The following is a 25,486-nucleotide window of genomic DNA, read 5'->3' on the forward strand; positions in this document are numbered from 1 at the left end:
TGACGAATCTATCCTGACCGGCTACGCTCATAAAGCAGCATACTGTTGCCGAGATGATAGAACGACTGAAAAGGAGACACGGATGCGCTACAACCAGGTCAAGGACTTAGTCGTATGGGCTGAAGGTTTTCACCAGCGTATGGCTCGTCAGTACAGCGAGGCGGCCGATAAGACAGATAATGAGCGTTTGACCATGGTGCTGACTTATCTAGCCAGCCGAGAGCTTCGAATGCAGCAGGGGCTTGATGACTTGTTTCACGACGGTTCTGATCACAGAGACGTGTTGGAGACCTGGTTTGATGAGTCAAGTGAGTTTCCTCAGCCGCCTGAGCTTGAGCGCCTTACGGAAAAGTCTGAATGGAATTCAGTCGATGAAATAGCGCGCATGGCTGTTGAGTCCAATCGAAAGCTTCAAGAGCTCTATGAGCATCGCGCTTCCAGAGCCGCTATACCGCCAGAAGCAGAGTTTTTTAATGCGCTGGCAGAGGGGCACGAAGCAGAAATTCGTAAGCTGGTCAGCAGTATGCAAAAGTTTGACGATATTTAGCGCTGCGTTGAATAGCGTTTCATTGGCAGGGCTTGGCGTGTCCACATGGTTAAATTGTTCTCAAAATCGCTGACAGACGCGGTGTATATAAGGTATAACACCTTCAAGAAATGCTTAGTTGGCCAGTGCTGAGCTAACCTGTTTTTGAGAGTTAACCTATGCCTTTAAACCGTCGCCGCTTTTTAGCGCTGGCGCTTGGCTGGCCAGTAGTGGCCAGCGCTGCTGCGTCAAATGCTACGCTAAACTCACAGCCGATAGACCTGGTTGAGACGTTACTGTCTCGGGCTCATTTGCCCCGCTACAGCAACGAAGTATGGTTATTGATAAATGATCAAGAATCTACACTTAGCGTGTATCGTGGCGACACGCTGGTTGAGCTTTTTAGCCCGGTTTCGCTGGGTCGCTCAGGTGCAAAAACGCAGCGGGTAATGGGGGATAACGTTACGCCGCTGGGCGAATTTCGTATTAATCGTTTTAATTACGAAAGTCGATGGCATATCTTTATTGGTATCGATTATCCTACGCCGGCCCATGCGCGGATGGCGTTAGAAAATGGCATATACTCGCAACGCGATTATGAAGCCTATTTCGACTATTACCGCCGTTATGGCCATCCTCCGCAAAATACGGCGCTGGGTGGAGCCATTGGTGTTCATGGTATCGGCAGTGCAGACCCTGATGTTCATAGCCGTTACCACTGGACTCAAGGGTGCGTGGCGGTAACAAATGAGCAAATTGAGCGAGTTGTGCAGCTTGTTGATATTGGCACTCGCGTCGTGATCGGCTAGTCTTATGTTGTTGAAGGAAGTAAGAGGTTTTCTACAAGTGGCTATAGACAAGCGTTGTGGTCTATTATAAAACAGCGTTTGACTAGCGTGCTCATGCACAAGTCACTGAAAAGAACCTGCACCGCAGGTAGACAAAGCGCAGCTAAGCAATTAGCCTAGGTTTGTCATACCCTTAACGTTGTACCCAAGGAAGACTCAAGGAGAACATTATGACTTTGAAAACGACTCTGAAAATGACCGCCGCTGCCGCTTCTCTGGCAATCCTGGCTGGCTGTGCTTCTACCAGCGCTCTGGAAGAAGTTCGCATGACTGCTGAATCTGCACAGGCTGATGCCGCAGAAGCACGCAGCATGGCTTCACAAGCTCTGAACACTGCAAACCAGGCACAGCGTGACGCGAATGCTGCACTGCAGATGACTGAGCAAAACCGTGAAGAAATGAACCGCATGTTCCAGCGCTCCATGCAGAAGTAATTCTGCTTGGACCACTGGGTTGATGTTTGACTCAGCGGTTGCTGAAGATGTAAAAAAACCCCGCCTCGGCGGGGTTTTTTTATTGCTTGTCTATTTTAGGTTAAGCATCTTCTTCAGCCGCTCGTAGGTGGCTAAGTTCTATCTCCTCCAGCAGGCTGTTACGGCTGGCAGGCTCCTCTTCTACGGTTGGCTGTGCCTGAGGGCCATAAAGGGCTACAAAACGGCCGTCAGGTGATTCTACGGCGCTTTTTACTTTGGCATAGTCGACAGCTACCTGGTCCTCCGTTAGCGCATCAACGCGATCAATGGCATCCAGGAGCGGTTCAAAGTCACCCACGTTCTCTTCAAGCTGCGGGTAGGACTGCACGAATAGCGTGCCATCCGCTGCCCAGCCAGCTTTAAAAGGCGCATCCATCAGGTTTACTTGAGTGCCGCTTGGCAGGCGCTCGTAGAGTGACTTAATGTCTTCAGGGTACATGCGAATGCAACCGCGGCTGGCGCGCATGCCAACGCCATCAGGGCGGTTGGTGCCATGAATCAAGTAGCTCGGCATGGCAAGCAGGATGGCATGCTCGCCCAAAGGGTTGTTCGGCCCAGCAGGCACTACGGAGGGTGCTGGCTCGCCGCGAGCGGCCGCTTCACGACGCATGGAGGCAGGAGGGGCCCACGCCGGGTCTTTTACTTTAATGGTCGTGCGTGTAATGCCAACGGGGGTTGCAAACTCTTCACGGCCCACACTCACCGGATACGTTTCAACGATGCCCGGGTTGTCGGCAGGGTAGTAATACAGGCGCAGCTCGGAAAGGTTAACAACAACCCCTTCACGTGGTGCAGGCGGTAAAATATATTGGGCGGGAATAACGATTTCCGTTCCTTCGCCAGGCACCCACATGCTGACGCCGGGGTTGGCCATGCGAATTTCTTCGTAGCCGATATTATGACGACGAGCGATATCAATGAGAGTCTCAGCGGGGTCGTCAACCGTGATGGTATACGACTCACCGATAATGTCGCCTTGGTCAGGGAGCCGGAAATGCCCGCGGGGGAGTTCACGCGTGTCGGCAACCTGCTCAGCGCTTGCCACGGATTCATCGGCGATTGTAGGAGCGTTTTCCGCTTGTTCAGATGCGGTTTGCGCATAAGCAGGGCCAGTAAGGGAAGCTGCCAACAATACTGCCAGGCTAGTAGGACCCCAAAGGTTGAATTTGTGACGAATGTTCATGATCTTTCCTAATAAGTTAGTGCACTGCTAGTACGCGTAAACGGGCAAACAATGGTTGCTTGCCGTCAGTTTGCCCCAAGGTTCACGCCGCCGCTACTTTTTGATTAAGGGTCGTTATAAGTGCTTCAACTTGCTCGAAACGCTGATCACTGTTTTCCATGGTAAATTCAAACCGCAAGGTGTCTGAACCATCCAAGCGATAGTGCTTGGGCGATGTTTGAATCAACGTAACCAGGGTGAGTGGGTCGACCTTCGTTGTGCCATCAAACAGCACCCGGCCACGGCTTTCGCCTGCTTCAATACGGCTAATACCCAGCTGCTCTGCGCGTTGGCGTAGCTTTGTTTGACGTATCAGGTTCTTCAGCGGCTGTGGCAGGAGGCCGAAGCGGTCAATGAGCTCGACCTGTAGTTCTTTAAGCTCACTATCGCTTTGTGTATTGGCAATGCGCTTATACATAACAAGCCGCTGCTGTACATCATGAATATAGTCATCTGGAATCAGTGCGGGCAGGTTCAGGCTAATTTCTACGCCAGTATTGAAGGGCGCCTCAATATTAGGTGTTTTGCCAGCACGAATTGCTTTCACTGCTCGATCCAGCATTTCCATATAAAGAGTATAGCCAATAGTTTCCATTTGGCCGCTTTGTTCATCTCCTAGTAGTTCACCTGCGCCACGAATTTCCATGTCGTGGCTTGCCAGAGTAAACCCAGCGCCAAGGTCATCAGAGGCGCTTATAGCCTCAAGGCGTTTAACCGCATCGCGCGTGATGGCCTTGGGGGGAGGCGTAAGCAGGTAAGCATAGGCCTGGTGGTGGCTGCGGCCTACGCGCCCCCGTAGTTGGTGCAGCTGCGCCAGGCCAAACTTATCGGCTCGTTCTATGAGAATGGTATTGGCGCTGGGTACGTCAATGCCGGTTTCGATGATCGTTGAGCATACCAAGACATTAAAACGGCGATGGTAGAAGTCCGACATTACGCGTTCAAGGCTGCGTTCAGGGAGCTGGCCATGCGCCACGGCTACGCGAGCTTCTGGCACCAGCTCGCGGATCTGTTGAGCCGCGTTTTCAATCGTCTTTACTTCGTTGTGAAGGAAGTAGACCTGGCCGCCGCGAAGTATTTCCCGTAGTAGGGCTTCTTTGATAATGCTGTTATCACGCTGCTGTACAAATGTTTTAACTGACAAGCGGCGAGCGGGCGGTGTCGCAATAATAGAAAGATCCCGAATGCCGCTCATCGCCATATTGAGTGTTCGCGGGATGGGGGTGGCGGTGAGGGTGAGAATATCAATCTCTGCACGCAGGGTTTTGAGCTTTTCTTTCTGCGCGACGCCAAAGCGGTGCTCTTCATCGATAATTAGCAGACCCATTTGAGGTAGCTCAACACTTTTGGAGAGCAGCTTATGGGTGCCAATCACGATATCGGTTTGACCGTTTTTGATACTTTCGAGCGTCTGGGTCATCTCTTTGCCCGCCGTAAAGCGCGAGATCAAACGGATATTGACGGCCGTATCGGCAAAGCGGTCACGGAAGTTTTCAAAGTGCTGGCGGGCGAGCAGCGTGGTCGGCACGAGAACGACGACCTGGCGACCTGACTGCACGGCCAGAAACGCGGCACGCATGGCCACTTCGGTTTTGCCAAACCCAACATCACCACATACCACGCGGTCCATGGGCTGCGGAGAAACCATGTCCTCAATGACGGCTTCAATGGCCGCTTGTTGATCAGGTGTTTCTTCAAACGGAAAGCTGGCGGAAAAGCGCACGTACTCATCGTTTGGCGCTTCATAGACAACCCCTTGCTGGGCTTCTCGTCTTGCGTAAACATCCAGCAATTCAGCGGCAGTATCGCGAATCTTTTCGGCCGCTTTACGGCGCGCCTTTTCCCACTGATCAGAACCCAGCTTATGCAGCGGTGCCAGCTCATCATCAGCGCCGCTGTAGCGTGAAATAAGGTGAAGGCTGTCAACGGGTACATAAAGCTTGGCGCCATCGGCGTAAGAGAGGGCTAAAAATTCGTTGGCTTGCCCGCCGGCCGCGAGGGTTTCTAGCCCCAGGTAACGTCCTACCCCATGCGCCTGATGAACAACGGGCGCCCCTTCGCGAAGTTCTGAAAGGTGGCGAACCGCCAATTCATTGTCATCTGTGGCTTTTTCACGCCGTCGGCTTTGGCGCACGACTTCGCCGAACAGTTCCGTTTCGCTAATAATGGCAAGGCTAGGGTCAGTAAGCCATAAGCCACTATCTACCAGGCTTTCCGTGATCGCGAAGGAGTGTTGGCTTTTAAGAAATGACTGAAAGCTATCAACATAAGGCAGTGACAGGGTGAGTGGTGCAAGCACTTCCTCTAATGCTTCGCGACGCCCGCGTGACTCAGCGACAAACAGGACCCGCGTATCAGGTTCGCTATTTAAAAAACCTTCCAATTCGCTCAGCGGCTGTTTGGCGCGTGCATTGATGGCCAGCGGCGGAAGCGCTTTTGCTTCCGGCATTAAGGCATGGCGATGCGCTTCGTCTTCAGTGAGTTCAATGCGAGGGCGTGATTTGATCGCTGAAAAGACATCGTTAACCGGAAAAAATGCCCGGCCAGGCGGCAGTAGTGGGCGGGTAGGGTCAACGCCCAGGTTGATGTAGCGTGCCTCAATGGATTGCCAGTGCTGTTCGGCGGCCTGAAAAACGCCGGGTAGCAGTGCCACCCGCGTATCATCGGTTACGTGATCAAACAAAGACGCCGTTTCGTCAAAAAATAGCGGCAAATAGTGCTCGAGCCCAGGAGAGGGGATGGCTTTAAGAGCGTCGTTATAGAGCGGGCACTGGCGAGGGTCGACGTCGAACAGGGTTTCAAATTGCTCGCGAAAGCAGGCGATTGCGCTGCGGCTAAGCGAGTACTCATGGGCAGGAAGTAGTTCCAACGTGTCTATCTTGTCCGTGGAGCGTTGACTGCCAGGGTCGAAATGACGGAGTGTGTCGATCTCATCATCAAATAAATCGATACGAATCGGCTCATCCATTCCCATCGCAAAAAGATCAATGAGTGCGCCGCGTATGGCGTATTCTCCAGGCTCGTACACGGTTTCAACGGCGCGATATCCTGCCCGGGTAAGCGACTCCCTAAAGGTATCCCGATTAAGCTTGGCGCCTGCGTTCAGCGTCATCACGCGTCCCGCGATATACGAGACGGGGGGAAGGCGCTGCATTAATGTATTAATAGGCACCAATACAATGCCGCGTACACCGTCTTGTAGCTGGCGTAATGTGCGCAAGCGTGCTGAGACGATATCCTGATGCGGAGAAAAACTGTCGTAGGGGAGGGTTTCCCAATCAGGGAATGGCAGTACAGGGACATCGCTGTAGAACGCAAGGTCTTGTTCCAAGCGTTGAGCGCTGGCCGTGTTGGGGGTAATTACCAGCAGCGGAGCGCTAGAAGCTACCTGGGCTAACGCCAGTGCAGACGCACTACCCGGGGGCGCGGTCCAGAAAAGCGTGTCGCGGGCCCCGTGTGGCTGAGGCGGTTCGAGCAGAGAGAATGAGGGCATAGTCAGGTCATTTTGCGCTGAAACGGATATTGGATCATACACGATCGCCTCTTTCAGTTAGAGGGCCAAAACATTACTGTTACTGTGAGAGCCTATTTTGTGTTTGTAGTCAAACCTCTATTCCTGTAATACCCCTACAACGTGTGCGACCATCCTTCCATTGCGAGTAGCTAATAAGGCCGGGATAATGCGCCTGAAACCTTTTATCACTACCTTATCATTACCCAATGAGGCCGCATGTGAGTCAGCAAGCTCTCGAAAACGTTTTTGAGGAATGGCAGAACAACCAGGCTCTGGCCGAACAGATGATCCCGCTTGTTGGGCGCCTTTATCGGCATAACAATGTTGTGGCTACCATGTTTGGGCGCTCACTGATCAATCAGTCCGTTATTCGTATCCTGAAAGATCATCGGTTTGTGCGCAAAATTGAAGGGACAGAGCTGTCGGTTGAGGACACCTTCCCCATCGTTGAAGCGATGAGCGCGCTTAATCTGGGGCCTGCTCATGTTGATGTGGGTAAGCTGGCGGTCATGCTTAAAAAGCAGGGCGGTGGTGATGTAAACGCATTCTTGCATAACGAACTGCAGGATATTATTGGCGGTTATCAGCCGGGAGCCAGTAAAGGCGAGCCGCAGGATGTTGTGCTTTACGGTTTTGGGCGCATTGGTCGTCTGCTGGCGCGCGTGCTGGTTGAAAAAGCCGGTGGCGGAAACCTGTTGCGTTTGCGCGCGATTGTGGTGCGTGGGCGTGGCGATGTGGGTAAAGACCTTGAAAAGCGTGCCAGCTTACTGCGTCGTGACTCGGTGCATGGCCCGTTTGAAGGCACTATTTCTGTTGATGCCGAAGCGCGTACGCTTACTGTAAATGGCAATGTGGTTCAGGTTATTTACGCTGACTCACCCAGCGAAATCGATTACACCACTTATGGCATCAAAAACGCGGTCATTGTTGATAATACCGGTATTTGGCGCGATGAGGCTGGCTTGGGTCAGCACTTGGAGTGTAAAGGCGTGGCCAAGGCGCTACTAACGGCGCCAGGTAAGGGCGATATTAAAAATATCGTTTACGGTGTTAACCACGCGACCATTGGTGAGAATGACCGTATTGTATCGGCGGCTTCCTGTACCACCAATGCCATTGTGCCCGTTCTAAAGGTGCTCAATGATCAGTACGGGGTCACCACCGGTCATGTGGAAACTGTTCATGCTTACACCAACGACCAGAACCTGATTGATAACTATCATAAGGGTGATCGTCGTGGCCGCAGTGCGGCGCTTAACATGGTGTTAACCGAAACGGGTGCGGCCAAAGCCGCAGCAAAAGCGCTACCTGAATTGGAAGGCAAGCTAACGGGCAATGCGATTCGCGTGCCGACGCCGAACGTTTCGATGGCCATTTTGAATCTGACATTAGATAAGCCAACCGATGCTGCCGCGCTGAATGACTATTTGCGCCGTATGTCTATTGATTCGTCTTATCAGAAGCAGATTGATTACGTGGACTCTGCTGAAGTAGTTTCATCGGACTTCGTTGGCAACCGCCATGCTGGCATCGTGGACGCAAAAGCAACGATTGCTAACGGTAATCACGTGGTTGTGTACGTGTGGTACGACAATGAGTTTGGTTACAGCTGCCAGGTTATTCGTATCCTGCAGCAAATGTCGAACGTACAGTTTTTAAAACTGCCACGCCACGCATAGTGCCTCTATGCCGGTGAATTAGCTGCGGAATAGCTTTTTCCATCGCGTCTGGATTGCTTAACGCCACCTTCGGGTGGCGTTTTTAATTGTAAAATCAAGTGTCATGGATGGCATGTAACACTTTATGTGGGCATCAGGGATGTGGTCATTGTCCGCGCTTATCTTTATAATGTTGTAGATTTTTCGGGGTGGTTCAAGCGTGCTTGGGCCTGACTGGTAACGATCTGACAGAAAACAACAATTCACTGAACAGAAAATAAGCATTCGAACCCCTTACCTTCGTATATCCGATCCATCAACTGGGCGAGACTATGATCGAAGTCAAAAAAGGCCTGGATCTCCCCATCACGGGAGCGCCCGAGCAGCGTATTGAAGATGCGCAGCCTGTGCGTTACGTGGCAATCCTGGGCACTGACTACGTTGGCATGAAGCCAACCATGGAAGTTCAGGAAGGGGATAAGGTCAAACTGGGCCAGCTGCTCTTTACCGATAAAAAAATTGAGGGTGTCCGTTTTACGGCACCTGCAAGCGGTGAAGTAGTATCCATTAACCGTGGCGAAAAGCGTCGCCTGCTATCTGTCGTTATTAAAGTTGACGAGAATGAAGAAGCGATGGCATTTGCTTCTCATGATCGCGCTTCTTTAGCGCAGCTTGACCGACAGTTGGTCGTTGACCAGCTCGTTGAGTCGGGGCTTTGGACAGCGTTACGCACACGTCCTTTCTCTCGCACGCCAGCTATTGATAGCATTCCTGCTGATATCTTTGTAACGGCCGTGGATACCCACCCGTTAAGCGCTGATCCAGCAATTGTCATCAATGAAGAAAACCAGGCATTTGAAGACGGCCTCAAGGTGCTAACACGCCTGACCGAGGGCAACGTTTTTCTGTGCACGGGGGCTGATGCCAATATCCCTGGCGGGGATATTGACGGTGTGAAAACCGAAAGTTTTGCCGGTCCGCATCCTGCGGGTCTGGTGGGTACGCATATCCATTATCTTTCGCCAGTCGCGCTGCACAAACAAGTCTGGCATATCGGTTATCAGGATGTGATCGCGTTTGGTAAGCTCTTTGCCGAAGGCAAACTGCATACAACTCGTGTTGTCGCTGTTGGCGGCCCACGCGCTGAAAAACCTCGTCTTCTGCGGACCCGCTTGGGAGCAAGTACCCAAGAGTTTTTGGCAGATGAAGTCATCAAACCCGATGACACCCGAGTAATTTCCGGCTCGGTTTTTTCGGGCTTCTCGGCGGAAGGTCACCTGACCTACCTAGGGCGTTTCAGCAATCAGATTAGCTTGCTTGAAGAGGGCAACAAGCGTGCCTTGTTAGGCTGGCTTTCTCTTGGGGCCGATCGTCACTCGATTCTGGGTATTTACCTCTCGCGTATTAAAGGCCTGCGTAACTACGCGCCTACCACGTCGACCAATGGCTCTGAACGTGCCATGGTGCCGATTGGTACTTACGAGACGGTAATGCCGCTGGATATCATGCCGACTCAGCTGCTGCGCTCGCTGATCGTGGGCGACATTGAAGTTGCCATGCAACTTGGGTGTCTGGAGCTAGACGAAGAGGATCTGGCGCTGTGCACATACGTTTGCCCCGGCAAATATGAGTATGGCCCTATCCTGCGTGACAACCTCGCCATGATCGAGAAAGAGGCCTGATAATGGGTATTCGACAAACACTCGATAATCTCGAGCCGCATTTCCATAAAGGCGGTAAGTACGAAAAGTTCTACCCGCTTTATGAAGCCGTAGATACGATTTTCTACTCACCCCCAAGCGTTGCCAAAACAACGTCGTTCGTGCGCGATGGTATCGACCTGAAGCGCATTATGATCACCGTTTGGCTGTGTACTTTCCCGGCAATGTTCTTTGGTATGTGGAACGCGGGTTGGCAAGCCAACGTGGCTATTGATGCAGGCTATGCCTCCATGGGTGGCTGGCGTGAAGCGATCCTGATGACCTTGGCTGGCGGGCATGATGCGGGTAGCTTGTGGTCCAACTTTGTTCTTGGCGCCACGTACTTCCTGCCTATCTACCTGGTCACTTTTGCCATTGGTGGTTTCTGGGAAGTACTGTTTGCGATCAAGCGTGGCCATGAAGTTAATGAAGGTTTCTTCGTTACTTCAGTGCTCTTTGCGCTGATTCTTCCGGCAACTATTCCGCTTTGGCAGGTAGCGCTGGGTATCACCTTTGGTGTCGTGATCGGTAAGGAAATTTTTGGCGGTACGGGCAAAAACTTCCTGAACCCGGCGCTTACTGGTCGTGCCTTCCTCTACTTCGCCTATCCTGCGCAAATTTCCGGCGACGCCATTTGGGTGCCCGCTGATGGTTATACGGGTGCAACGGTACTTTCGATGGCGTTCCAGGACGGCATGGGTGCAGTCACTAATGCGTTTAGCTGGTGGGATGCCTTCATTGGCTTTATTCCAGGCTCAGTAGGTGAGGTGTCGACGCTTGCGATCCTTGTCGGCGCATTGGTGCTGCTCTACACGCGTATTGCCTCGTGGCGAATAATGCTTGGCGTGTTCCTGGGAATGGTAGCCACCAGTACGTTGTTTAATCTGATTGGCTCCGATACCAACCCCATGTTTGCCATGCCGTGGTATTGGCACTTCGTGATAGGTGGGTTTGCATTCGGTATGGTCTTTATGGCTACTGACCCCGTCTCTGCTTCCATGACGACCCAGGGCCGTTTGATATTTGGTGCGCTCATTGGTGTACTGACGGTACTGATTCGCGTGGTTAACCCTGCCTTCCCCGAAGGCATCATGTTGGCAATTCTCTTTGCTAACCTGTTTGCACCATTGATTGACCACTTCTTCGTCCAGGCCAATATAAAACGCCGTATCAAGCGTACTGGCGTTCCGGCCGAGGAGACTGCCTAATGGCACAAGGTAATAACTCAATCAAGAAGATCCTGATTGTCGCGTTTTCATTGTGTATCGTGTGTTCGGTAATCGTTTCGACGGCCGCCGTGGCACTACGTCCTGCGCAGCAGCTCAATCAGGAATTAGATCGTAAAACCAACATCCTTAACGTGGCGCGTTTATACGAGCCGGGAATGGATGTAGAGGAAGCGTTCCGGACCCAAATTACGGCGCGTGTGGTTGAGCTTGAAACCGGTGAGTATACCGATGAGTTTGACCCCGAAACGTTTGATGGGTTTGAAGCATCACGTGATCCGGCAACCGGCCGCACGCTGTCCGGAGACCGCGATATCGCCGGGCTTTCTCGGGTTGAAAATTACGCGACTGTTTATTTGGTCGGTAATGCAGACGACCCAGGCCAAATCGTATTGCCGATTCGTGGGCAAGGCCTGTGGGGCCGGATGATGGGCTTTTTGTCGATCGAAGGTGACGGTAATACTATCATCAGTATTACCTACTATGACCACAGTGAAACGCCGGGTCTGGGTGCTGAAGTGAACAACCCGCGTTGGCAAGCGCAGTGGGAAGGCAAAGAAATTTACGCTGAAGAAGGTTCTCTTTCGCCAGCCATCCACTTAACCAAAGGCGGCGCGAGTAACGAAAATGAAGTTGACGCGTTATCCGGTGCTACCCTCACCAGTAATGGTGTGACCAATATGCTGCAATTTTGGTTAAGCGAAGAAGGGTTTGGTCCGTACCTTGCGACATTCCGCAGTGGTGCTGATCCGGAAGATGCCGACAACACCGATACCGACTTCGAAGACGGTGAGGGGGCTTAATCATGGCGGACGTAAATGCAAAAAGCGTTTTAATAGCGCCTATTTTTCAGAACAACCCCATTGCACTTCAAATATTGGGGATCTGTTCTGCGCTGGCAGTAACGACCAGCATGAGCGTGTCGTTGGTAATGGCGTTAGCTGTTATTTTCGTCACATCGCTCTCAAGCTTTTTCGTATCACTGATTCGGAATCATATTCCTTCTTCGATCCGTATTATTGTGCAGATGACGATTATTGCTTCATTGGTAATCGTGGTTGACCAGATCCTCAAAGCCTATGCTTATGAAATGTCCAAGCAGCTGTCGGTATTTGTGGGTCTGATCATTACCAACTGCATTGTAATGGGTCGTGCGGAAGGCTTTGCCATGTCCAACACCCCCGGCATGTCTTTCCTGGACGGCATCGGGAATGGCTTGGGCTATGGGTTCGTGTTGCTGGTGGTTGGCTTCTTCCGTGAACTGTTGGGTGCAGGTAGTGTGTTCGGTTTTACTATCTTGCCTACCGTTCAAGATGGTGGCTGGTATGTGCCTAACGGTCTGCTGCTGTTGCCTCCGTCCGCCTTCTTTATTATCGGCCTGATGATTTGGGTTATGCGCTCAATCGATCCAGGGCAGGTAGAAGAGACTGAGTTCAAGATGAAGGAAAACTCCAAGCCACAGGAGGCTGTGTAAAATGGAACACTATTTAAGCCTTTTCGTTGCTTCGGTTTTTGTTGAAAACTTGGCCTTGGCATTCTTTCTGGGGATGTGTACTTTTCTCGCGGTCTCCAAGAAGGTTTCCTCCGCGTTTGGCCTAGGCATTGCGGTTATTGTCGTCCTGACTATTTCAGTGCCTGTTAATAACCTGGTATTCAACCTTCTGCTTGCGCAAGGTGCACTTTCCTGGACCGGTATTAGCGGTGCTGAGAACATTGACCTCTCATTCCTTGGGTTATTGAGCTATATCGGCGTCATTGCAGCACTAGTGCAAATCCTTGAAATGTTCTTGGATAAGTACGTGCCTGCACTGTATAACGCGCTTGGCGTATTCCTGCCGCTTATTACCGTCAACTGTGCCATCCTGGGTGGCGTGCTGTTCATGGTTGAGCGTAACTACAACTTCGGTGAATCCCTCGTTTATGGTTTTGGATCCGGTGTTGGTTGGGCGTTGGCTATTACGGCCTTGGCAGGTATCCGTGAAAGGCTGAAATACAGCGATGTGCCTGGTGGCTTGCAAGGGCTGGGTATTACTTTCATCACCGTAGGTCTGATGTCGTTGGGCTTTATGTCCTTCTCGGGCATTCAGCTCTAAACGGAGCCGGTTTTTCCCGGCGGCGTTCTGCGCTGCTGGGTTACAGGAAACCTCAGCAATAGGAAACCGACATGGTTGATACATCTGTCATCTTGCTCGGTGTTGTCATGTTCACGATCATCGTTATTAGCTTAACGGCGATCATTCTGGCAGCGCGCAGCAAGCTTGTGAGTAGCGGGGACGTGACGATTGAAGTTAATCACGACCCTGAGCACACCTTGACGACTCAGGCCGGTGGTAAGCTTTTAAACACCTTGGCGGCAAATGGTATTTTCCTCTCCTCGGCATGTGGTGGCGGTGGTTCTTGCGCCCAATGTAAATGCCGTGTGGAAGAGGGTGGTGGTTCCATTCTGCCGACTGAAGAGTCGCATTTCACCATGCGTGAAAAGAAAGAGGGCTGGCGGCTCTCTTGCCAGGTGCCCGTTAAGCAAGACATGAAGATCGAAGTACCTGAGGAAGTGTTCGGCGTTAAAAAGTGGGAAACCGAAGTTATCGCTAACCCTAACGTCGCGACCTTCATTAAGGAGCTGAACCTAAAACTGCCTGAAGGCGAAGAAGTTGCCTTCCGCGCGGGTGGTTATGTTCAGCTGGTTGCACCGCCTTACGATATTAAATTCTCCGATTTTGATATCGAGGAAGAGTATCGCGGCGATTGGGACAAGTTTGGAATTTTCAAGGTTGCCCATAAGAGCAATGAGGAAGTGATTCGCGCCTACTCTATGGCGAACTACCCGGAAGAGAAGGGTATCCTCAAGTTCAACATTCGTATTGCTACACCGCCCCCAGGCAGCAGTCATCCGCCGGGCCTAATGTCTACCTACGTCTTCAACTTGAAACCTGGTGACAAGGTGACCGTAATGGGTCCGTTTGGTGAGTTCTTCGCCAAGGATACCGACGCCGAAATGATCTTTATCGGTGGTGGTGCGGGTATGGCGCCGATGCGTAGCCATATCTTCGATCAGCTTAAGCGTCTTAAGTCTAAGCGTAAAATGTCTTTCTGGTACGGTGCTCGCTCTTGGCGTGAAACCTTCTACAACGAAGAGTACGATCAGTTGGCAGAAGAGTTCCCGAATTTTGAATGGCATCTGGCGCTTTCTGATCCGCAGCCTGAAGATAATTGGGAAGGGCCGACGGGCTTTATCCATAATGTACTGTATGAAAACTATCTGAAGGACCATCCGGCGCCTGAAGATTGTGAATACTACATGTGTGGGCCGCCCATGATGAATGCTTCCGTGATTAAGCTGCTGCTTGATCTCGGGGTTGAGCCTGAAAATATCATGCTGGATGACTTCGGCGGGTAAGCGCTCAGGTAATCGAAAGTAGCCTTCGGGCACATTTGGGGCTGGCCGTAAGGTTGGCCCCATTTGTTTTGAATAGACTCAAGCCTACGCTACCTTCGCTAATAGGTGCTGAGCGGTGAATAAGTGCTTGGCAGTTATAAGTACGTGGCAGCTAATAAGTATGTGTCAGCTAAGGTACAATTAAGGTATAGCGAGTATCTGGAAGGCACTAATTGCCTAAGCTGTTGTCGGTAGGTGGTGCATCCATAGCAATGCAGGGAGGTTAACATGGCGATTTGGCTACTGGTATTTGGCTTTATGGCGTTGATAATGTGCGCAATGGCGGTTGGCGTTTTAATGGGTCGTAAGCCTATCGCAGGTTCATGTGGCGGTTTAAACCAGATTGGTATGAAAGACGGCTGCGATATTTGTGGCGGTAAAGATGACGTATGTGAAGAGGAGAACCGCAAGCGAGGAAATGTGCGTCGCCGCAGTGATGAAAGCCGCGGAGCGGACTTGGGCTACGACGCTACACGGCGCTAGCACAATCCGTAACCGTATCGGAAAGAGAAAGAGTCAGGGCGCAGCCGAGAGATCAGCTGCGCCTTATTATTGGGGAACGAGGAGACGCAGAGAGTATGGCGGTTCACAATTACGATGTCGTGGTTATTGGTACAGGCCCTGCAGGTGAAAGCGCGGCTATTAACGCCGCCAAGCACGGTAAGCGTGTAGCGATTATCGAAAAGCAGGCACAGGTAGGCGGTAACTGTACCCATTGGGGCACTATTCCCTCCAAAGCGTTGCGCCACCAGGTTAAGCAAATCATGGCGTTTAACACCAACCGAATGTTTCGCGATATTGGTGAGCCGCGCTGGTTTTCTTTCCCTAAAGTGATGGAGCGTTCGCGCGGCACGATTGATAAACAGGTAGAAATGCGTACTACCTTTTATGCCCGCAATCGAATCGACTTGTTTCATGGTATTGCGCGCTTTAAAGATGCGCATACCGTGGTTGTGCGCGATCAGCATGAAGGAATGGAAGAGCTGGTCGCCAAAAAAATTGTGATTGCTACCGGCTCACGGCCCTATCGGCCCGCGGACATCAACTTCCGCCACCCACGTATCTACTGCTCTGACACTATTCTAAGCCTTTCTCATACACCGCGTACGTTAGTGATTTTTGGTGCAGGCGTTATCGGCTGTGAATATGCGTCAATTTTCTCAGGATTAGGCCTCAAGGTAGATCTCATCAACAACCGTGACAGCCTGCTTTCATTTCTTGATGATGAAATCAGTGATGCGCTCTCTTACCACCTGCGTAAACATGGCGTATTGATCCGTCATAACGAGGAATACGCGAGTGTAGAAGGTGATGAGTCTGGCGTTGTCGTGCATCTTAAGTCGGGCAAGAAGATCCGCGCTGATGCGTTCTTATGGGCCAATGGTCGCACGGGCAATACCGATAGCCTGGGGCTTGAGAATATTGGATTAGAAGCCAATGGGCGCGGCCAGCTCAGCGTTGATGAACACTACCGTACGACAATTCCGCATATTTATGCCGCCGGTGACGTGATCGGTTGGCCAAGCCTTGCCAGTGCCGCGTATGACCAGGGGCTAAACCTTTGCAATGAGCTGCTCGATAAAGAGTATCGCTTCGTCAACGATGTACCCACCGGCATTTACACTATTCCTGAAATTAGTTCGTTTGGACCTAACGAGCGCGAGTTGACTGAAGCCAAAGTGCCCTATGAAGTCGGAAAAGCGTTCTTTAAAGATACCGCGCGTGCGCAAATAACCGGCGATGTCGTGGGTATGCTGAAGATTCTCTTCCATCAGGATACGTTGGAAATCCTGGGGATCCACTGTTTTGGTGACCAGGCCTCCGAGATTCTACATATCGGCCAGGCCATTATGCAGCAGCCGGGTGAAGCCAATACGCTTAAGTACTTTGTGAACACAACCTTTAACTATCCAACGATGGCAGAAGCGTACCGAGTGGCAGCACAAAATGGTTTGAACAGAGTGTTTTAACGCGCTTTGGGTAGTGTAAAGCGCAGGTGTAGTGTCATACATCGCTGTGTAAAAGGGGCCACCAGAAATTGCGTGGCCCCTTTTGTATACTTAATATTCATCCAGTAACTGCTGCGCGCGTGCCTGCCAACTGCCGTCTATTGATGCTGCCTGCATCAAGGCGTTGCGTGCTTCGTCGGGCTTATCCTGTTGCAGCAGCAAAATCCCCAGGTTGAGCCAAGCGGCCCCCATGTGTGCATCGTGCTGGGTCGCTGCATCAAAGGCTGTCATCGCTTCCTTGGGCTGGCTGTCGGCGTACAGCGCGTTGCCCAGCGCAAACTGCGCCAGTGGGTCAGTTGGGTAGCGGTTAACCAGGGCTTGCCAACTGCTTAGAGCTTCTTTGGGGCCGTGAGCTTCTTCGTAAGCGCTAATAGCCTCCAGTGCATTACGGGCACTAATGCCTTCCGGCAGAGTGCCGGGGTTGGCCACAATAAATCCCCAGCGACCACTGCGCGCCCAGGTCGCATCAAAGCGGCTAAACGACAACGTATGTCGCTCACGTTCACCACTGCGCAGGATGAGCGTTTCATCAGGCAAATCAAATCCGATAGCCACCGCGTAGTGCCACATGGGATAAATAGGCAGTGACAGGTTCTGCATCACCACGACTGGGTCGCCGTTAGCCAAATGATTTAACAGTGCATCCATGGTACCGCGAATGGGGTAGGCAAGCTGTTGGTGGCGGCGAACGGTGGACAGCATTTCAGGTTGAACGCTACCGTCACGCCCTGGCAAGAATACTTGCGGAATCAGCTGGTCAACGCCCACCTCAACGCCTTGGTAGTTCAACACCATGGCAAGCGTTGCCGGGCCACACTGGTACTCGCTTTGGGCAAAAAACGGCACGGCACGATTTTCTACCTGAGGGGTCAAGGCTTCGTAGGTGCTGTCGAGTAAAATGGGGCTGCGGGCACAGGCAGAAAGCAGTAGGGCGAGCATAAAAACGCCCGCAAAGCGGGCGTAGGGTAACAATGTTTTCATAGTGACTGGCTTAGCGGGTAAACGGATAAACGTCGGTTAAACCGAGAATATCAGTAATCAGCAAAATGATGAAAACGGCAAACAGGGCACCGATAACACCGCCGCCTGCACCGGCAGGCAACTGATCAAGCTGCTGAGCCATTTGCTGTGCTTCGGCATCGCTTAGAGCGGCAACGCGGGCGTCTACCTCATCAAGATCCACACCCTGCTTTAGCAGTTGGTCCTGTACATCGGCACGGGCCAGAATTTCGTTTATCCGCTCACGGTCAGCGCCGACACGATCACCTGCTAAAACAGACTGAGTTGAAACTAAATCCATGGATTGGGGGGCGGCAGGCGCAGCAGCGACGGGCAGGCTGGTGATCACTAGCGCCGCGATCAAGAGGGTAGAGAGGTAAGCGCGCAATGTTTTCATCGTCTTCTTCCTTAGAGACTGGTCAGGGGTGTCGAGCATTGTGCTGCTCTAATCACTAGTATAGGAATAAAGAGGACAGGCTTTAAGTCTATTGTCCAATATGCTAATTATTTGCACTAATGCGATAGGTCCAGGCTGTTTCAGCAAGAATACCTTTACCGCCCGCCATGGTCATCGCCAAGTCATGAAGGCCAGGCCATAAGGGCACATTAGCGGCCCCTTTAACGGCTAAATCCAGCCGTTGGGCCATCAAAAGCAGCTTGTGCAAACGCTTCATGGGAAGACGCTTTATGGCCTTTTGATAAGCGGGGCGGCGCTTGTCAAAAATCATTGGCTTTTGGGTTTTGCAGGCGTGCTCAAAACTTTGGCCTTGATCCAGGTGCTGATGCAAAGAGAGTAGCGTGCGCAACTCACGGCTTAATGCCCATAACACAATGGGTGCTTCGACCCCTTCACTACGCAGCCCCTGCACTATGCGTGAGGCGCGGCTAACCTCACCTTTCAAGCAGGCATCTGCCAGGTTGAACACATCAAAGCGCGAGCTATCCTCTACGCCCTGGGCGATGCTCTCAACGTTTAAGCGGGTACCTTGCGGATGAATCAGCGAGAGTTTTTGAAGCTCCTGATCAGCGGCCAGCAGGTTACCCTCAGTGCGTTCACCCAGTAGGCGCGCAGCCTCAAGGTCAATCTGCAAGCCATGCATTGATGCTCGATCACGTAGCCAGTAGCCCAGGCGAGCATTATCTACGGGCCATACGGGGACAAACAGGCCGTGCTTATCAAGGGCTTTAAACCAGGCACTTTTCTGCTGTTTGCCATCCAGCTTACCCATGCTGAGTAGCAGTAGGTCGTCGCTGTTTGCGATGGTTTCAGCGTACTGCGCTAGTGCTTTGCTGCCTTCCTGGCCCAGTTTATGGGTGCCCAAGCGAACTTCCATCAACTTGCTGGTTGCAAATAATGAAAGGTTGCTGGCGGCCTCCAGTAAGCGGCCCCAGGCAAAGTTGGCATCTACGTCCAGTACTTCGCGCTCTTCAATACCGGCCTGGCGTGCGGCGGCACGTACTGCATCACAGGCATCGCGGTGCTGGAGCGGCTCATCGCCCGCTACGATGACGACCTTAGGCAGCGCTTTACTTAAGGCACCCGGCAATTGGTCGGCAAAAACCTTCACTCAACACCCTTAATGTTAACCAAGCGCTCCACAATACGTTGTGCTAGCTCCCGGGCAAGCGATCGCTCTGCTTCGTTGAACAAGGTTTCACGATTGAGCAAATCATCATCGTTAACACGTATGGTTCTGCTGACAGATACGTTACTGCCGTTAAGCGCATAGGCATTGGTCTGACGCTGCTGCACCGAGAGCGTTGTGCTTAGCACCAGCTCGTGTTCACGGCTGGCACGACTATCGCTACCAATACGTCGCTCCAGTAAGGAAGGGGTGCCTAACGTGACGCGCCAGGGCGCGTCAGGTCTCATCTCCGTTCCTAACTGTGTCAGGCGTGCACGTAGCTGCTGGGCCGTGGTGCTATTAATGTCTCCTTCCAGCGTCAGCGCGGGCAGGCTGGGCATGGCGCTATGGCCGCGCAGATGAAAGCCACAACCGCTGAGTAGCACCGCCGCTGAAGCGGCGATGCTGGTTGTCAAAAATGTGCGTCGATTCATCCGCTTACCACAATGTTTACCAGCTTGCCTGGCACGACGATCACTTTACGGACCGTTTTGTCTTCCAGGTGGCGCTGGACGTTTTCGTTTTCCATCGCCAGTTTCTCGATGGCTGCTTTATCTGCACTAGCCGGTGCTTCCAGGCGCGCACGCAACTTACCGTTTACTTGCACGACAAGTTCAATGCTATCGCGAGTAAGCGCTGCTTCATCAAGCACTGGCCACTGCACTTCAATAGCGGGCTCTGCATGCCCCAGGTTCTGCCACAACTGATGGCACACGTGCGGAGTGATTGGGGAAAGCAGCAAGATACATGCTTCCAGCGTTTCACGGCTAACCGCTAAACCAAGCTCAGAGGTGTCATCAAACTTGCCAAGCGCGTTGGAAAGCTCCATGACTGCAGCGATAGCGGTATTAAAGGTAGTGCGGCGGCCAATATCGTCGCTGGCTTTCTTGATGGTTTCATGCGTTTTTCGACGCAGTGCTTTTTGGTCATCATTAAGCGCATCAACCTTCAGCTCACCTGGTGTGCCGGCTTCAAGATGCTCGCTCACTTGGCGCCAAATGCGCTTGATGAAGCGGTGCGCACCTTCAACACCTGAGTCAGACCATTCCAGCGACTGCTCGGGCGGGGCCGCAAACATCATGAACAAGCGGACAGTATCAGCACCGAACTTGTCGATCATCGACTGCGGATCAACGCCGTTATTTTTCGACTTGGACATTTTTTCGATGCCGCCCATCTCAACCGGCTGACCATCACTTATCAGGATAGCGCTTAGCGGACGGCCTTTCTCATCACGCTGAACGTCGACATCGTCCGGGTTGAACCACTGTTTGCCGCCGTTATCGGTATGGCGATAGTAGGTTTCCGCGATGACCATGCCTTGGGTAAGCAACTGCTGGAAGGGCTCATCAGAATCCACCAGGCCAAAGTCGCGCATCAGCTTATGGAAGAAACGTGCGTATAGCAGGTGCAAAATGGCGTGCTCGATACCGCCGATATAAAGATCAACCGGTAACCAGTAGTTGGCGCGATCATCCAGCATGGCGTCATGGTTATCGGCGCAGCAGAAGCGCGCAAAGTACCAGGAGGACTCCATAAAGGTGTCAAACGTATCGGTTTCACGTACCCAACCATCGCCCAGGTCGGAAAACTCAGGCATTTTCTTGAGCGGTGAGCCGGAGGCGTCAACCGTCACTTCCATGGGCAGTGATACCGGGAGCTCTTCATCGGTCAGCGGAACGGTCTGGCCTTCCGGGCCGTATTTAACCGGAATCGGCGCCCCCCAATACCGCTGGCGGGCAACCCCCCAATCGCGCAGGCGATAGTTGGTTTTAACCTTGCCACGGCCCATTTCGGCAAGTTTTGCGGCAATCGCGTCAAAGGCCTGCTCAAACGCCAAGCCATCGAACTCACCGGAGTTGATCAGCGCACCATGCTCAATATACGCGGCTTCGGAAAGGTCGGGCGTATTGCCGTTTTCATCGGCAATAACAGGTTTAATATCGACACCGTACTTGGTGGCGAACTCCCAGTCGCGCTGGTCGTGGGCAGGTACTGCCATGACAGCGCCGGTGCCGAACTCCATAAGTACAAAGTTGGCCACAAACACCGGAACTTTAGCGCCGCTAAGCGGGTGAATGGCGACATGACCGGTGGCCATGCCAAGTTTCTCTTTAGTGGCCATTTCAGCTTCTGAGGTGCCGCCTTTGGCGCACTCTTCACAGAAGGCTGCCAGCTCTGTATTTTGTTCTGCCGCCTGTTTGGCAAGCGGGTGGCCAGCGGCTACCGCGACGTAGGTAACCCCTGACAGCGTATCCGGGCGAGTGGTGTAAACGGCTAGTGGTTCAGCCGCGCTACCGTCTGCCGCTTCGATATCAAACGTCAGCTCAACACCACGCGATTTACCAATCCAGTTGCGCTGCATGGTTTTGACCTGCTCAGGCCATTCTACTTTGTCCAGGTCGGTCAAAAGCTCATCGGCGTAGTCGGTGATCTTCAAGAACCACAGCGGAATTTCCTTACGCTCAACCAGCGCACCTGAGCGCCAGCCGCGGCCGTCAATGACCTGCTCATTGGCAAGTACGGTCTGGTCAACCGGGTCCCAGTTCACTGTGGACATCTTCTTGTAAACCAGGCCTTTCTCGACCAATTTGGTAAAGAACCACTGCTCCCAGCGATAGTAGCTGGTATCGCAGGTGGCGAATTCGCGGCTCCAGTCGTAGGCAAAGCCTAGCGCCTTCAACTGGTTGCGCATGTAATCAATGTTTTGGTACGTCCATTCCGCAGGCGGTACCTGGTTTTGGATCGCTGCGTTTTCCGCAGGCATGCCAAACGCGTCCCAGCCCATGGGCTGCATCACATTTTTACCCTGCATGCGCTGGAAACGTGAAACGACGTCACCGATAGTATAGTTACGCACATGGCCCATATGCAGCTTGCCGCTGGGGTAGGGGAACATGGATAGGCAGTAAAACTTCTCGCGGTTCGCGTCTTCTACTGCTTTGAAGCACTGATGTTTGTCCCAGTACTGCTGGGCGTCACGTTCAATTTCACGAGGGCTATAGTGTGCGTCCATCGGTTTTTTTAATGCCTTGGCGTATTCGCCCAATAGGGCGCAAAGTGAATGGTAGATGACGACTGTCAGATAAGTAGTGTCGATTGTATCCTATGAAGGGGTATCCTTGAACGGCAAGCTGATGATAGGAAACACCTGCGTCGACAAAAGGAGAGGCATCATGAGTGAACAACACAATGACCACCGCTTGCGCGAAGGCTATGAGCGCTTGCTGGAGCGCATGCAGCATGGCGCAAATGACTTAACCTGGGACAACCTGCAAAAGGATTTAGACGACGCAGTCGCTTTTGAAGCGGAGTTTGAAGAGTACACGAAAGATGAGCTGGCCCTGCTGCGTGCTTGGGTTGAGCGCGACTTAAAAGATATGCGCCACTACCTGGCAGATACCGGGATGCAGGTCGCTACCTGGTTGGGTGTCGATATCAGCGGGCTTTCACGTCGCGTTGCGGAGTCGCTACTTTCCATCGCAGATCGAAGCATTGTAGAGCGTGAACGCTTTGATGACGATCTTGAGGCGGCTCGGGCAGATTACTGCGAAGGTGAAATGGCAGCACCAGGTTTGATGGCCTGTGTCCACTGTGATGCCCAGGTAATGCTGCCCCATGTGGCGCGCCTTGAGCCTTGCCATCAATGTGGTCACCGCTACTTTTATCGGTTTCCCAGTAAGATTATCGAAACCTGAGCATCTCTCTAACCGCTAACAAACGGTGTGGGCAGCGAGGGCGGATCAGAGCAGGGGCTCGCCGAAGGGTGCTGCCCCTGTTGCGTTGGTAATTCCGTGTGATGCAATAGGCGATGAGCTATGTCACCAGATAGCTCATCGCCGTGATTGAGGCTAGCGAAAGTAGACTCATCACCGCTGCATAAAGAAGATTGTTCTTCATCATGTGGTAACCGTTGATCCCGTAGCGGCCCTGAAGGCTTAGGTTAATCCCTGATAAAGGCCCGACGCTGGTGCCCACGGCCCATGAACATAAACAGACAAACGCAAACAGAGTGTGCTCTCCACCGTGCAAACTTACGATGGAGGCCAGCACCGATACCCCAATAATTGGATGGAGCCCCACCAGCGCACTCAGCACAATGCTGAGAAAACTGATCATGCCTTGCTGCGCGCCAAAAGTTTCGAATAGCGTCCAATCGTTGCCCGCTACGGCAGCCACAAGCGCTGAAAGCCCCAGCGTAAAAAGCCCCGCCGCTAAAAACAGCGAGACTTCTCCTCGCATGGCCGGGAGCCGTGTGGTGGTGTGTTGGCGAACACGCCACAACGTATAGCCGATGCCTTCGCGCAGGTTATAGATCAAGGCAACGGCCGGGATCAAAAAAGTAATAATGCCAACGATTGAGAGCCTGGGCGTTAGCCAGAAATGAAACACCATGACCAACAAGGCCATGATCACGGGCATTAGCAGGCTGCGCGGTGCCAGAGAAAAGCCATACACCTCACGTAAATCAAATCGACGGCCAAGTTCAAGCGTCGTTAGCAACCCGGAAATCATTGCTAATGGGAATCCAAAGAGTGCCACGTAGGAGTACTGCATCTGCGGTGCGAGTGCGATCACTATTCCCATGGAAGCAAAAAACGGTGACCATAGCGCGGCACTTGACAGCCCTCGATTCAATGCCAGGTACTGTGGAATCGTTAAAGGAGCCGTTCGTGCCAATCGGTCACCGACCATAATAACGGTTGATATATTCAAAATCGTGCCCAGAAAATGCACGCCAAGCCAGGTACGTAATACGCCGCCACTGCCCGTTAAGCGTTTGCCTGGTGCTTTTTTTCGCCCTTGCTGTTTACCTACCAGGGAAATAAAGCTGACGCCTACCAGCATGGCCACTACAAAGGCATTGCCCTGCAGCATAGCGGGCCAATCTACGTGGTTATGGTAATAAAAACGCGCCACCAGCAGCATTAATATGCCCAAAACCATCAACACGCCGGCCTGAAAACGTGAGCGCTTGGGAATGTCCTTCCACAGCAATATCACGGCGAGCCACAACACATAGCTCACTGCGTGCGCCGTGTTTATCAGACCGGTAAACCCAAGAATCTGTGCGATCAACCCAAGCAGAATCAGCACACCCGCCAAGCGCTGCCGAAAAGTCGTTTCTTGCATGCTAAACCCTTAAAGTGAATTAGCAGGCTAATAGGGTTGGCACTGAAAGGCTAGTCGCAGCCGATATGCTATCAATAAATTGATGAGGTTTTTAATGAAAATAAGGTCAATGAACAACGCTGATTTAGACGAAGCTGCAAGCGTTCATTCACTGGCATTCCCTCGCCAAACGCATTCGTATGAATGGTTGAAATGTAGTCTCAGTGCCTCTCCTCGATTTCTTTGCTTTGTCGTAGAGGAGGAGTGTAGCGTTATTGGATATATTGTTTGGATGCAAAAGAGCGGCTTCCGTCCGGAAGCGGTTCTGGAGTTAGAGCAATTGGCAGTATTGCCAAATCGTCAAGGTAAAGGGGTTGGGAAACAATTAATCGAAAATTCACTCCCTTTGGTTAAAGAACAGCTGGCAAAACAGGGTTCCACGTTAAAGCACGTATTGGTCACCACTAGAGCGGATAACGTTGCTCAACGATTATATAGATCCACATTAGGTGCTGAGATTGAAGCCACTATTAGTAATTTATATTCATCGGACGAAGTGTTGATGATTGCGCGTAACGTTAATGGTGTTTCGTAATACGGGTATACAGGTATTGGTTGTAAACTGCCCAGCAATGAAAGGCCAGAAAGGTAACGACAAAACCCATGGCGACTACTTTGATCATAAGGGAGCCATAAAGTTGTTCCAGAATGGCCTCTTCAATAACAAAGAAGGTGTATAACCTGGCCAGCACGAGTAGCCATAAAATAAGTGTGGCAGCCGTAATAAAGAGGTCGCGGATACGGTAGCCCCAGCCTCGTTGGGAGGGGGTATCAATAATGATAGGCACGAGTTTATTGTTCATGGAAGGGCTCTCCTCGGTCTGGGCTGGTCCAGGTCGCAAGCCTTCCTTGTTGGCGCATGATGGCTTTGGGGAAGGCAATAACAACGGTCGCCATATTGATCATCCAATAGGCAAATGGGTACCAAATGCTCCAATAAACGCAGCGGAATATCTGTTTGTCGTAGCGACTGTCGATATAAAAACTGACGGTAAATTGGATAAAACTAATCGCGATAAGAAGGCTGCCAAAATATGAGAATGTCTGTGTTGTGATCGGCCAAGCCGTGGGCTGAACC

23 protein-coding genes and 1 pseudogene are annotated in these 25,486 nt (G+C 52.1%); 14 read left to right on the plus strand and 10 right to left on the minus strand.

Annotated features, from left to right (window positions below):
* Positions 1 to 82: 82 nt before the first annotated feature.
* The 3 genes from ACT3T6_RS13765 (at position 83) to ACT3T6_RS13775 (ending at position 1,808) form a co-directional block, all read left to right on the plus strand.
* The gene (locus tag ACT3T6_RS13765) at positions 83 to 547 is read left to right on the plus strand and encodes a 2-hydroxyacyl-CoA dehydratase (RefSeq protein WP_193053126.1); all 465 of its coding nucleotides are present in this window, start codon (positions 83 to 85) and stop codon (positions 545 to 547) included.
* 158 nt (positions 548 to 705) lie between these two features.
* Entirely contained in the window at positions 706 to 1,335 is a 630-nt protein-coding gene (locus tag ACT3T6_RS13770; RefSeq protein WP_193053125.1) for a L,D-transpeptidase family protein, read from the plus strand.
* 209 nt (positions 1,336 to 1,544) lie between these two features.
* Positions 1,545 to 1,808 carry an Lpp/OprI family alanine-zipper lipoprotein gene (locus ACT3T6_RS13775; protein WP_087107516.1) on the plus strand — a complete coding sequence of 88 codons (264 nt, stop codon included), beginning with the start codon at positions 1,545 to 1,547 and terminating at the stop codon, positions 1,806 to 1,808.
* Positions 1,809 to 1,908: 100 nt separating this feature from the next.
* Here ACT3T6_RS13775 and ACT3T6_RS13780 read toward each other — a convergent pair whose 3' ends face one another.
* Together ACT3T6_RS13780 and mfd are read right to left on the minus strand one after the other, a co-directional pair.
* Positions 1,909 to 3,030, minus strand: a complete 1,122-nt coding sequence (locus ACT3T6_RS13780) for a L,D-transpeptidase family protein (RefSeq protein ID WP_193053124.1) — start codon at positions 3,028 to 3,030, stop codon at positions 1,909 to 1,911.
* Positions 3,031 to 3,112: 82 nt separating this feature from the next.
* Positions 3,113 to 6,562, minus strand: a complete 3,450-nt coding sequence (gene mfd, locus ACT3T6_RS13785) for a transcription-repair coupling factor (protein WP_193053123.1) — start codon at positions 6,560 to 6,562, stop codon at positions 3,113 to 3,115.
* 239 nt (positions 6,563 to 6,801) lie between these two features.
* Here mfd and ACT3T6_RS13790 point away from each other — a divergent pair, with 239 nt between their 5' ends.
* The 9 genes from ACT3T6_RS13790 (at position 6,802) to sthA (ending at position 16,573) form a co-directional block, all read left to right on the plus strand.
* Positions 6,802 to 8,262, plus strand: coding sequence for a glyceraldehyde-3-phosphate dehydrogenase (locus ACT3T6_RS13790; protein ID WP_193053122.1), 1,461 nt, complete (start codon positions 6,802 to 6,804; stop codon positions 8,260 to 8,262).
* A gap of 311 nt (positions 8,263 to 8,573) precedes the next feature.
* Positions 8,574 to 9,923, plus strand: coding sequence for a Na(+)-translocating NADH-quinone reductase subunit A (locus ACT3T6_RS13795; protein ID WP_193053121.1), 1,350 nt, complete (start codon positions 8,574 to 8,576; stop codon positions 9,921 to 9,923).
* Positions 9,924 to 9,925: 2 nt separating this feature from the next.
* The gene (locus ACT3T6_RS13800) at positions 9,926 to 11,149 is read left to right on the plus strand and encodes an NADH:ubiquinone reductase (Na(+)-transporting) subunit B (protein ID WP_193053120.1); all 1,224 of its coding nucleotides are present in this window, start codon (positions 9,926 to 9,928) and stop codon (positions 11,147 to 11,149) included.
* Positions 11,149 to 11,970, plus strand: a complete 822-nt coding sequence (locus ACT3T6_RS13805; protein ID WP_193053119.1) for a Na(+)-translocating NADH-quinone reductase subunit C — start codon at positions 11,149 to 11,151, stop codon at positions 11,968 to 11,970. The genes ACT3T6_RS13800 and ACT3T6_RS13805 overlap by 1 nt, the downstream gene beginning before the upstream one ends.
* A gap of 2 nt (positions 11,971 to 11,972) precedes the next feature.
* Positions 11,973 to 12,641, plus strand: a complete 669-nt coding sequence (locus tag ACT3T6_RS13810; RefSeq protein WP_087107502.1) for an NADH:ubiquinone reductase (Na(+)-transporting) subunit D — start codon at positions 11,973 to 11,975, stop codon at positions 12,639 to 12,641.
* A 1-nt stretch (position 12,642) separates the two neighbouring features.
* Positions 12,643 to 13,260 (plus strand): NADH:ubiquinone reductase (Na(+)-transporting) subunit E, encoded by a 618-nt coding sequence (gene nqrE / locus ACT3T6_RS13815; protein ID WP_087107500.1) that lies wholly within the window; start codon positions 12,643 to 12,645, stop codon positions 13,258 to 13,260.
* Between the two features lie 71 nt (positions 13,261 to 13,331).
* Positions 13,332 to 14,564, plus strand: coding sequence for an NADH:ubiquinone reductase (Na(+)-transporting) subunit F (gene nqrF / locus ACT3T6_RS13820; protein ID WP_193053118.1), 1,233 nt, complete (start codon positions 13,332 to 13,334; stop codon positions 14,562 to 14,564).
* Positions 14,565 to 14,831: 267 nt separating this feature from the next.
* Positions 14,832 to 15,086 carry a (Na+)-NQR maturation NqrM gene (gene nqrM, locus ACT3T6_RS13825; RefSeq protein ID WP_087107496.1) on the plus strand — a complete coding sequence of 85 codons (255 nt, stop codon included), beginning with the start codon at positions 14,832 to 14,834 and terminating at the stop codon, positions 15,084 to 15,086.
* 95 nt (positions 15,087 to 15,181) lie between these two features.
* A complete protein-coding gene (gene sthA, locus ACT3T6_RS13830) occupies positions 15,182 to 16,573 on the plus strand; it encodes a Si-specific NAD(P)(+) transhydrogenase (RefSeq protein ID WP_172118387.1) in 1,392 nt (463 codons plus the stop codon).
* A 90-nt stretch (positions 16,574 to 16,663) separates the two neighbouring features.
* Here the strand turns inward: sthA and ACT3T6_RS13835 are convergent, their stop codons facing one another.
* From ACT3T6_RS13835 to leuS, 5 genes are all read right to left on the minus strand, one after another.
* Complete coding sequence (locus ACT3T6_RS13835; protein WP_193053117.1) at positions 16,664 to 17,593, minus strand: PA2778 family cysteine peptidase; 930 nt, start codon at positions 17,591 to 17,593, stop codon at positions 16,664 to 16,666.
* Positions 17,594 to 17,603: 10 nt separating this feature from the next.
* Positions 17,604 to 18,008, minus strand: coding sequence for a PA2779 family protein (locus ACT3T6_RS13840; protein WP_087107490.1), 405 nt, complete (start codon positions 18,006 to 18,008; stop codon positions 17,604 to 17,606).
* Positions 18,009 to 18,111: 103 nt separating this feature from the next.
* The gene (gene holA, locus ACT3T6_RS13845; protein WP_172118388.1) at positions 18,112 to 19,179 is read right to left on the minus strand and encodes a DNA polymerase III subunit delta; all 1,068 of its coding nucleotides are present in this window, start codon (positions 19,177 to 19,179) and stop codon (positions 18,112 to 18,114) included.
* Positions 19,176 to 19,670, minus strand: a complete 495-nt coding sequence (locus ACT3T6_RS13850; protein ID WP_193053116.1) for an LPS-assembly lipoprotein LptE — start codon at positions 19,668 to 19,670, stop codon at positions 19,176 to 19,178. The genes holA and ACT3T6_RS13850 overlap by 4 nt, the downstream gene beginning before the upstream one ends.
* A complete protein-coding gene (gene leuS / locus ACT3T6_RS13855) occupies positions 19,667 to 22,252 on the minus strand; it encodes a leucine--tRNA ligase (protein ID WP_193053115.1) in 2,586 nt (861 codons plus the stop codon). Before leuS ends, ACT3T6_RS13850 begins: the two co-directional genes overlap by 4 nt.
* A gap of 160 nt (positions 22,253 to 22,412) precedes the next feature.
* Between leuS and ACT3T6_RS13860 the strand changes: the two genes are divergently transcribed.
* The gene (locus ACT3T6_RS13860; RefSeq protein WP_193053114.1) at positions 22,413 to 22,934 is read left to right on the plus strand and encodes a zinc ribbon-containing protein; all 522 of its coding nucleotides are present in this window, start codon (positions 22,413 to 22,415) and stop codon (positions 22,932 to 22,934) included.
* 118 nt (positions 22,935 to 23,052) lie between these two features.
* Here ACT3T6_RS13860 and ACT3T6_RS13865 read toward each other — a convergent pair whose 3' ends face one another.
* A complete protein-coding gene (locus ACT3T6_RS13865; protein WP_193053113.1) occupies positions 23,053 to 24,369 on the minus strand; it encodes a hypothetical protein in 1,317 nt (438 codons plus the stop codon).
* Positions 24,370 to 24,478: 109 nt separating this feature from the next.
* Between ACT3T6_RS13865 and ACT3T6_RS13870 the strand changes: the two genes are divergently transcribed.
* Positions 24,479 to 24,943 (plus strand): GNAT family N-acetyltransferase, encoded by a 465-nt coding sequence (locus ACT3T6_RS13870; RefSeq protein WP_193053112.1) that lies wholly within the window; start codon positions 24,479 to 24,481, stop codon positions 24,941 to 24,943.
* Here the strand turns inward: ACT3T6_RS13870 and ACT3T6_RS13875 are convergent.
* Both ACT3T6_RS13875 and ACT3T6_RS13880 read right to left on the minus strand, forming a co-directional pair.
* Positions 24,927 to 25,211 carry a hypothetical protein gene (locus tag ACT3T6_RS13875; protein ID WP_226913383.1) on the minus strand — a complete coding sequence of 95 codons (285 nt, stop codon included), beginning with the start codon at positions 25,209 to 25,211 and terminating at the stop codon, positions 24,927 to 24,929. The genes ACT3T6_RS13870 and ACT3T6_RS13875 overlap by 17 nt on opposite strands.
* Positions 25,201 to 25,486, minus strand: a pseudogene (locus ACT3T6_RS13880) (poly-beta-1,6 N-acetyl-D-glucosamine synthase); the annotation flags it as partial. The gene ACT3T6_RS13875 and the pseudogene ACT3T6_RS13880, both read right to left, overlap by 11 nt.

Source organism: Halomonas sp. 72, from assembly GCF_052379785.1.
GTDB classification, from domain to species: domain Bacteria; phylum Pseudomonadota; class Gammaproteobacteria; order Pseudomonadales; family Halomonadaceae; genus Vreelandella; species Vreelandella citrativorans.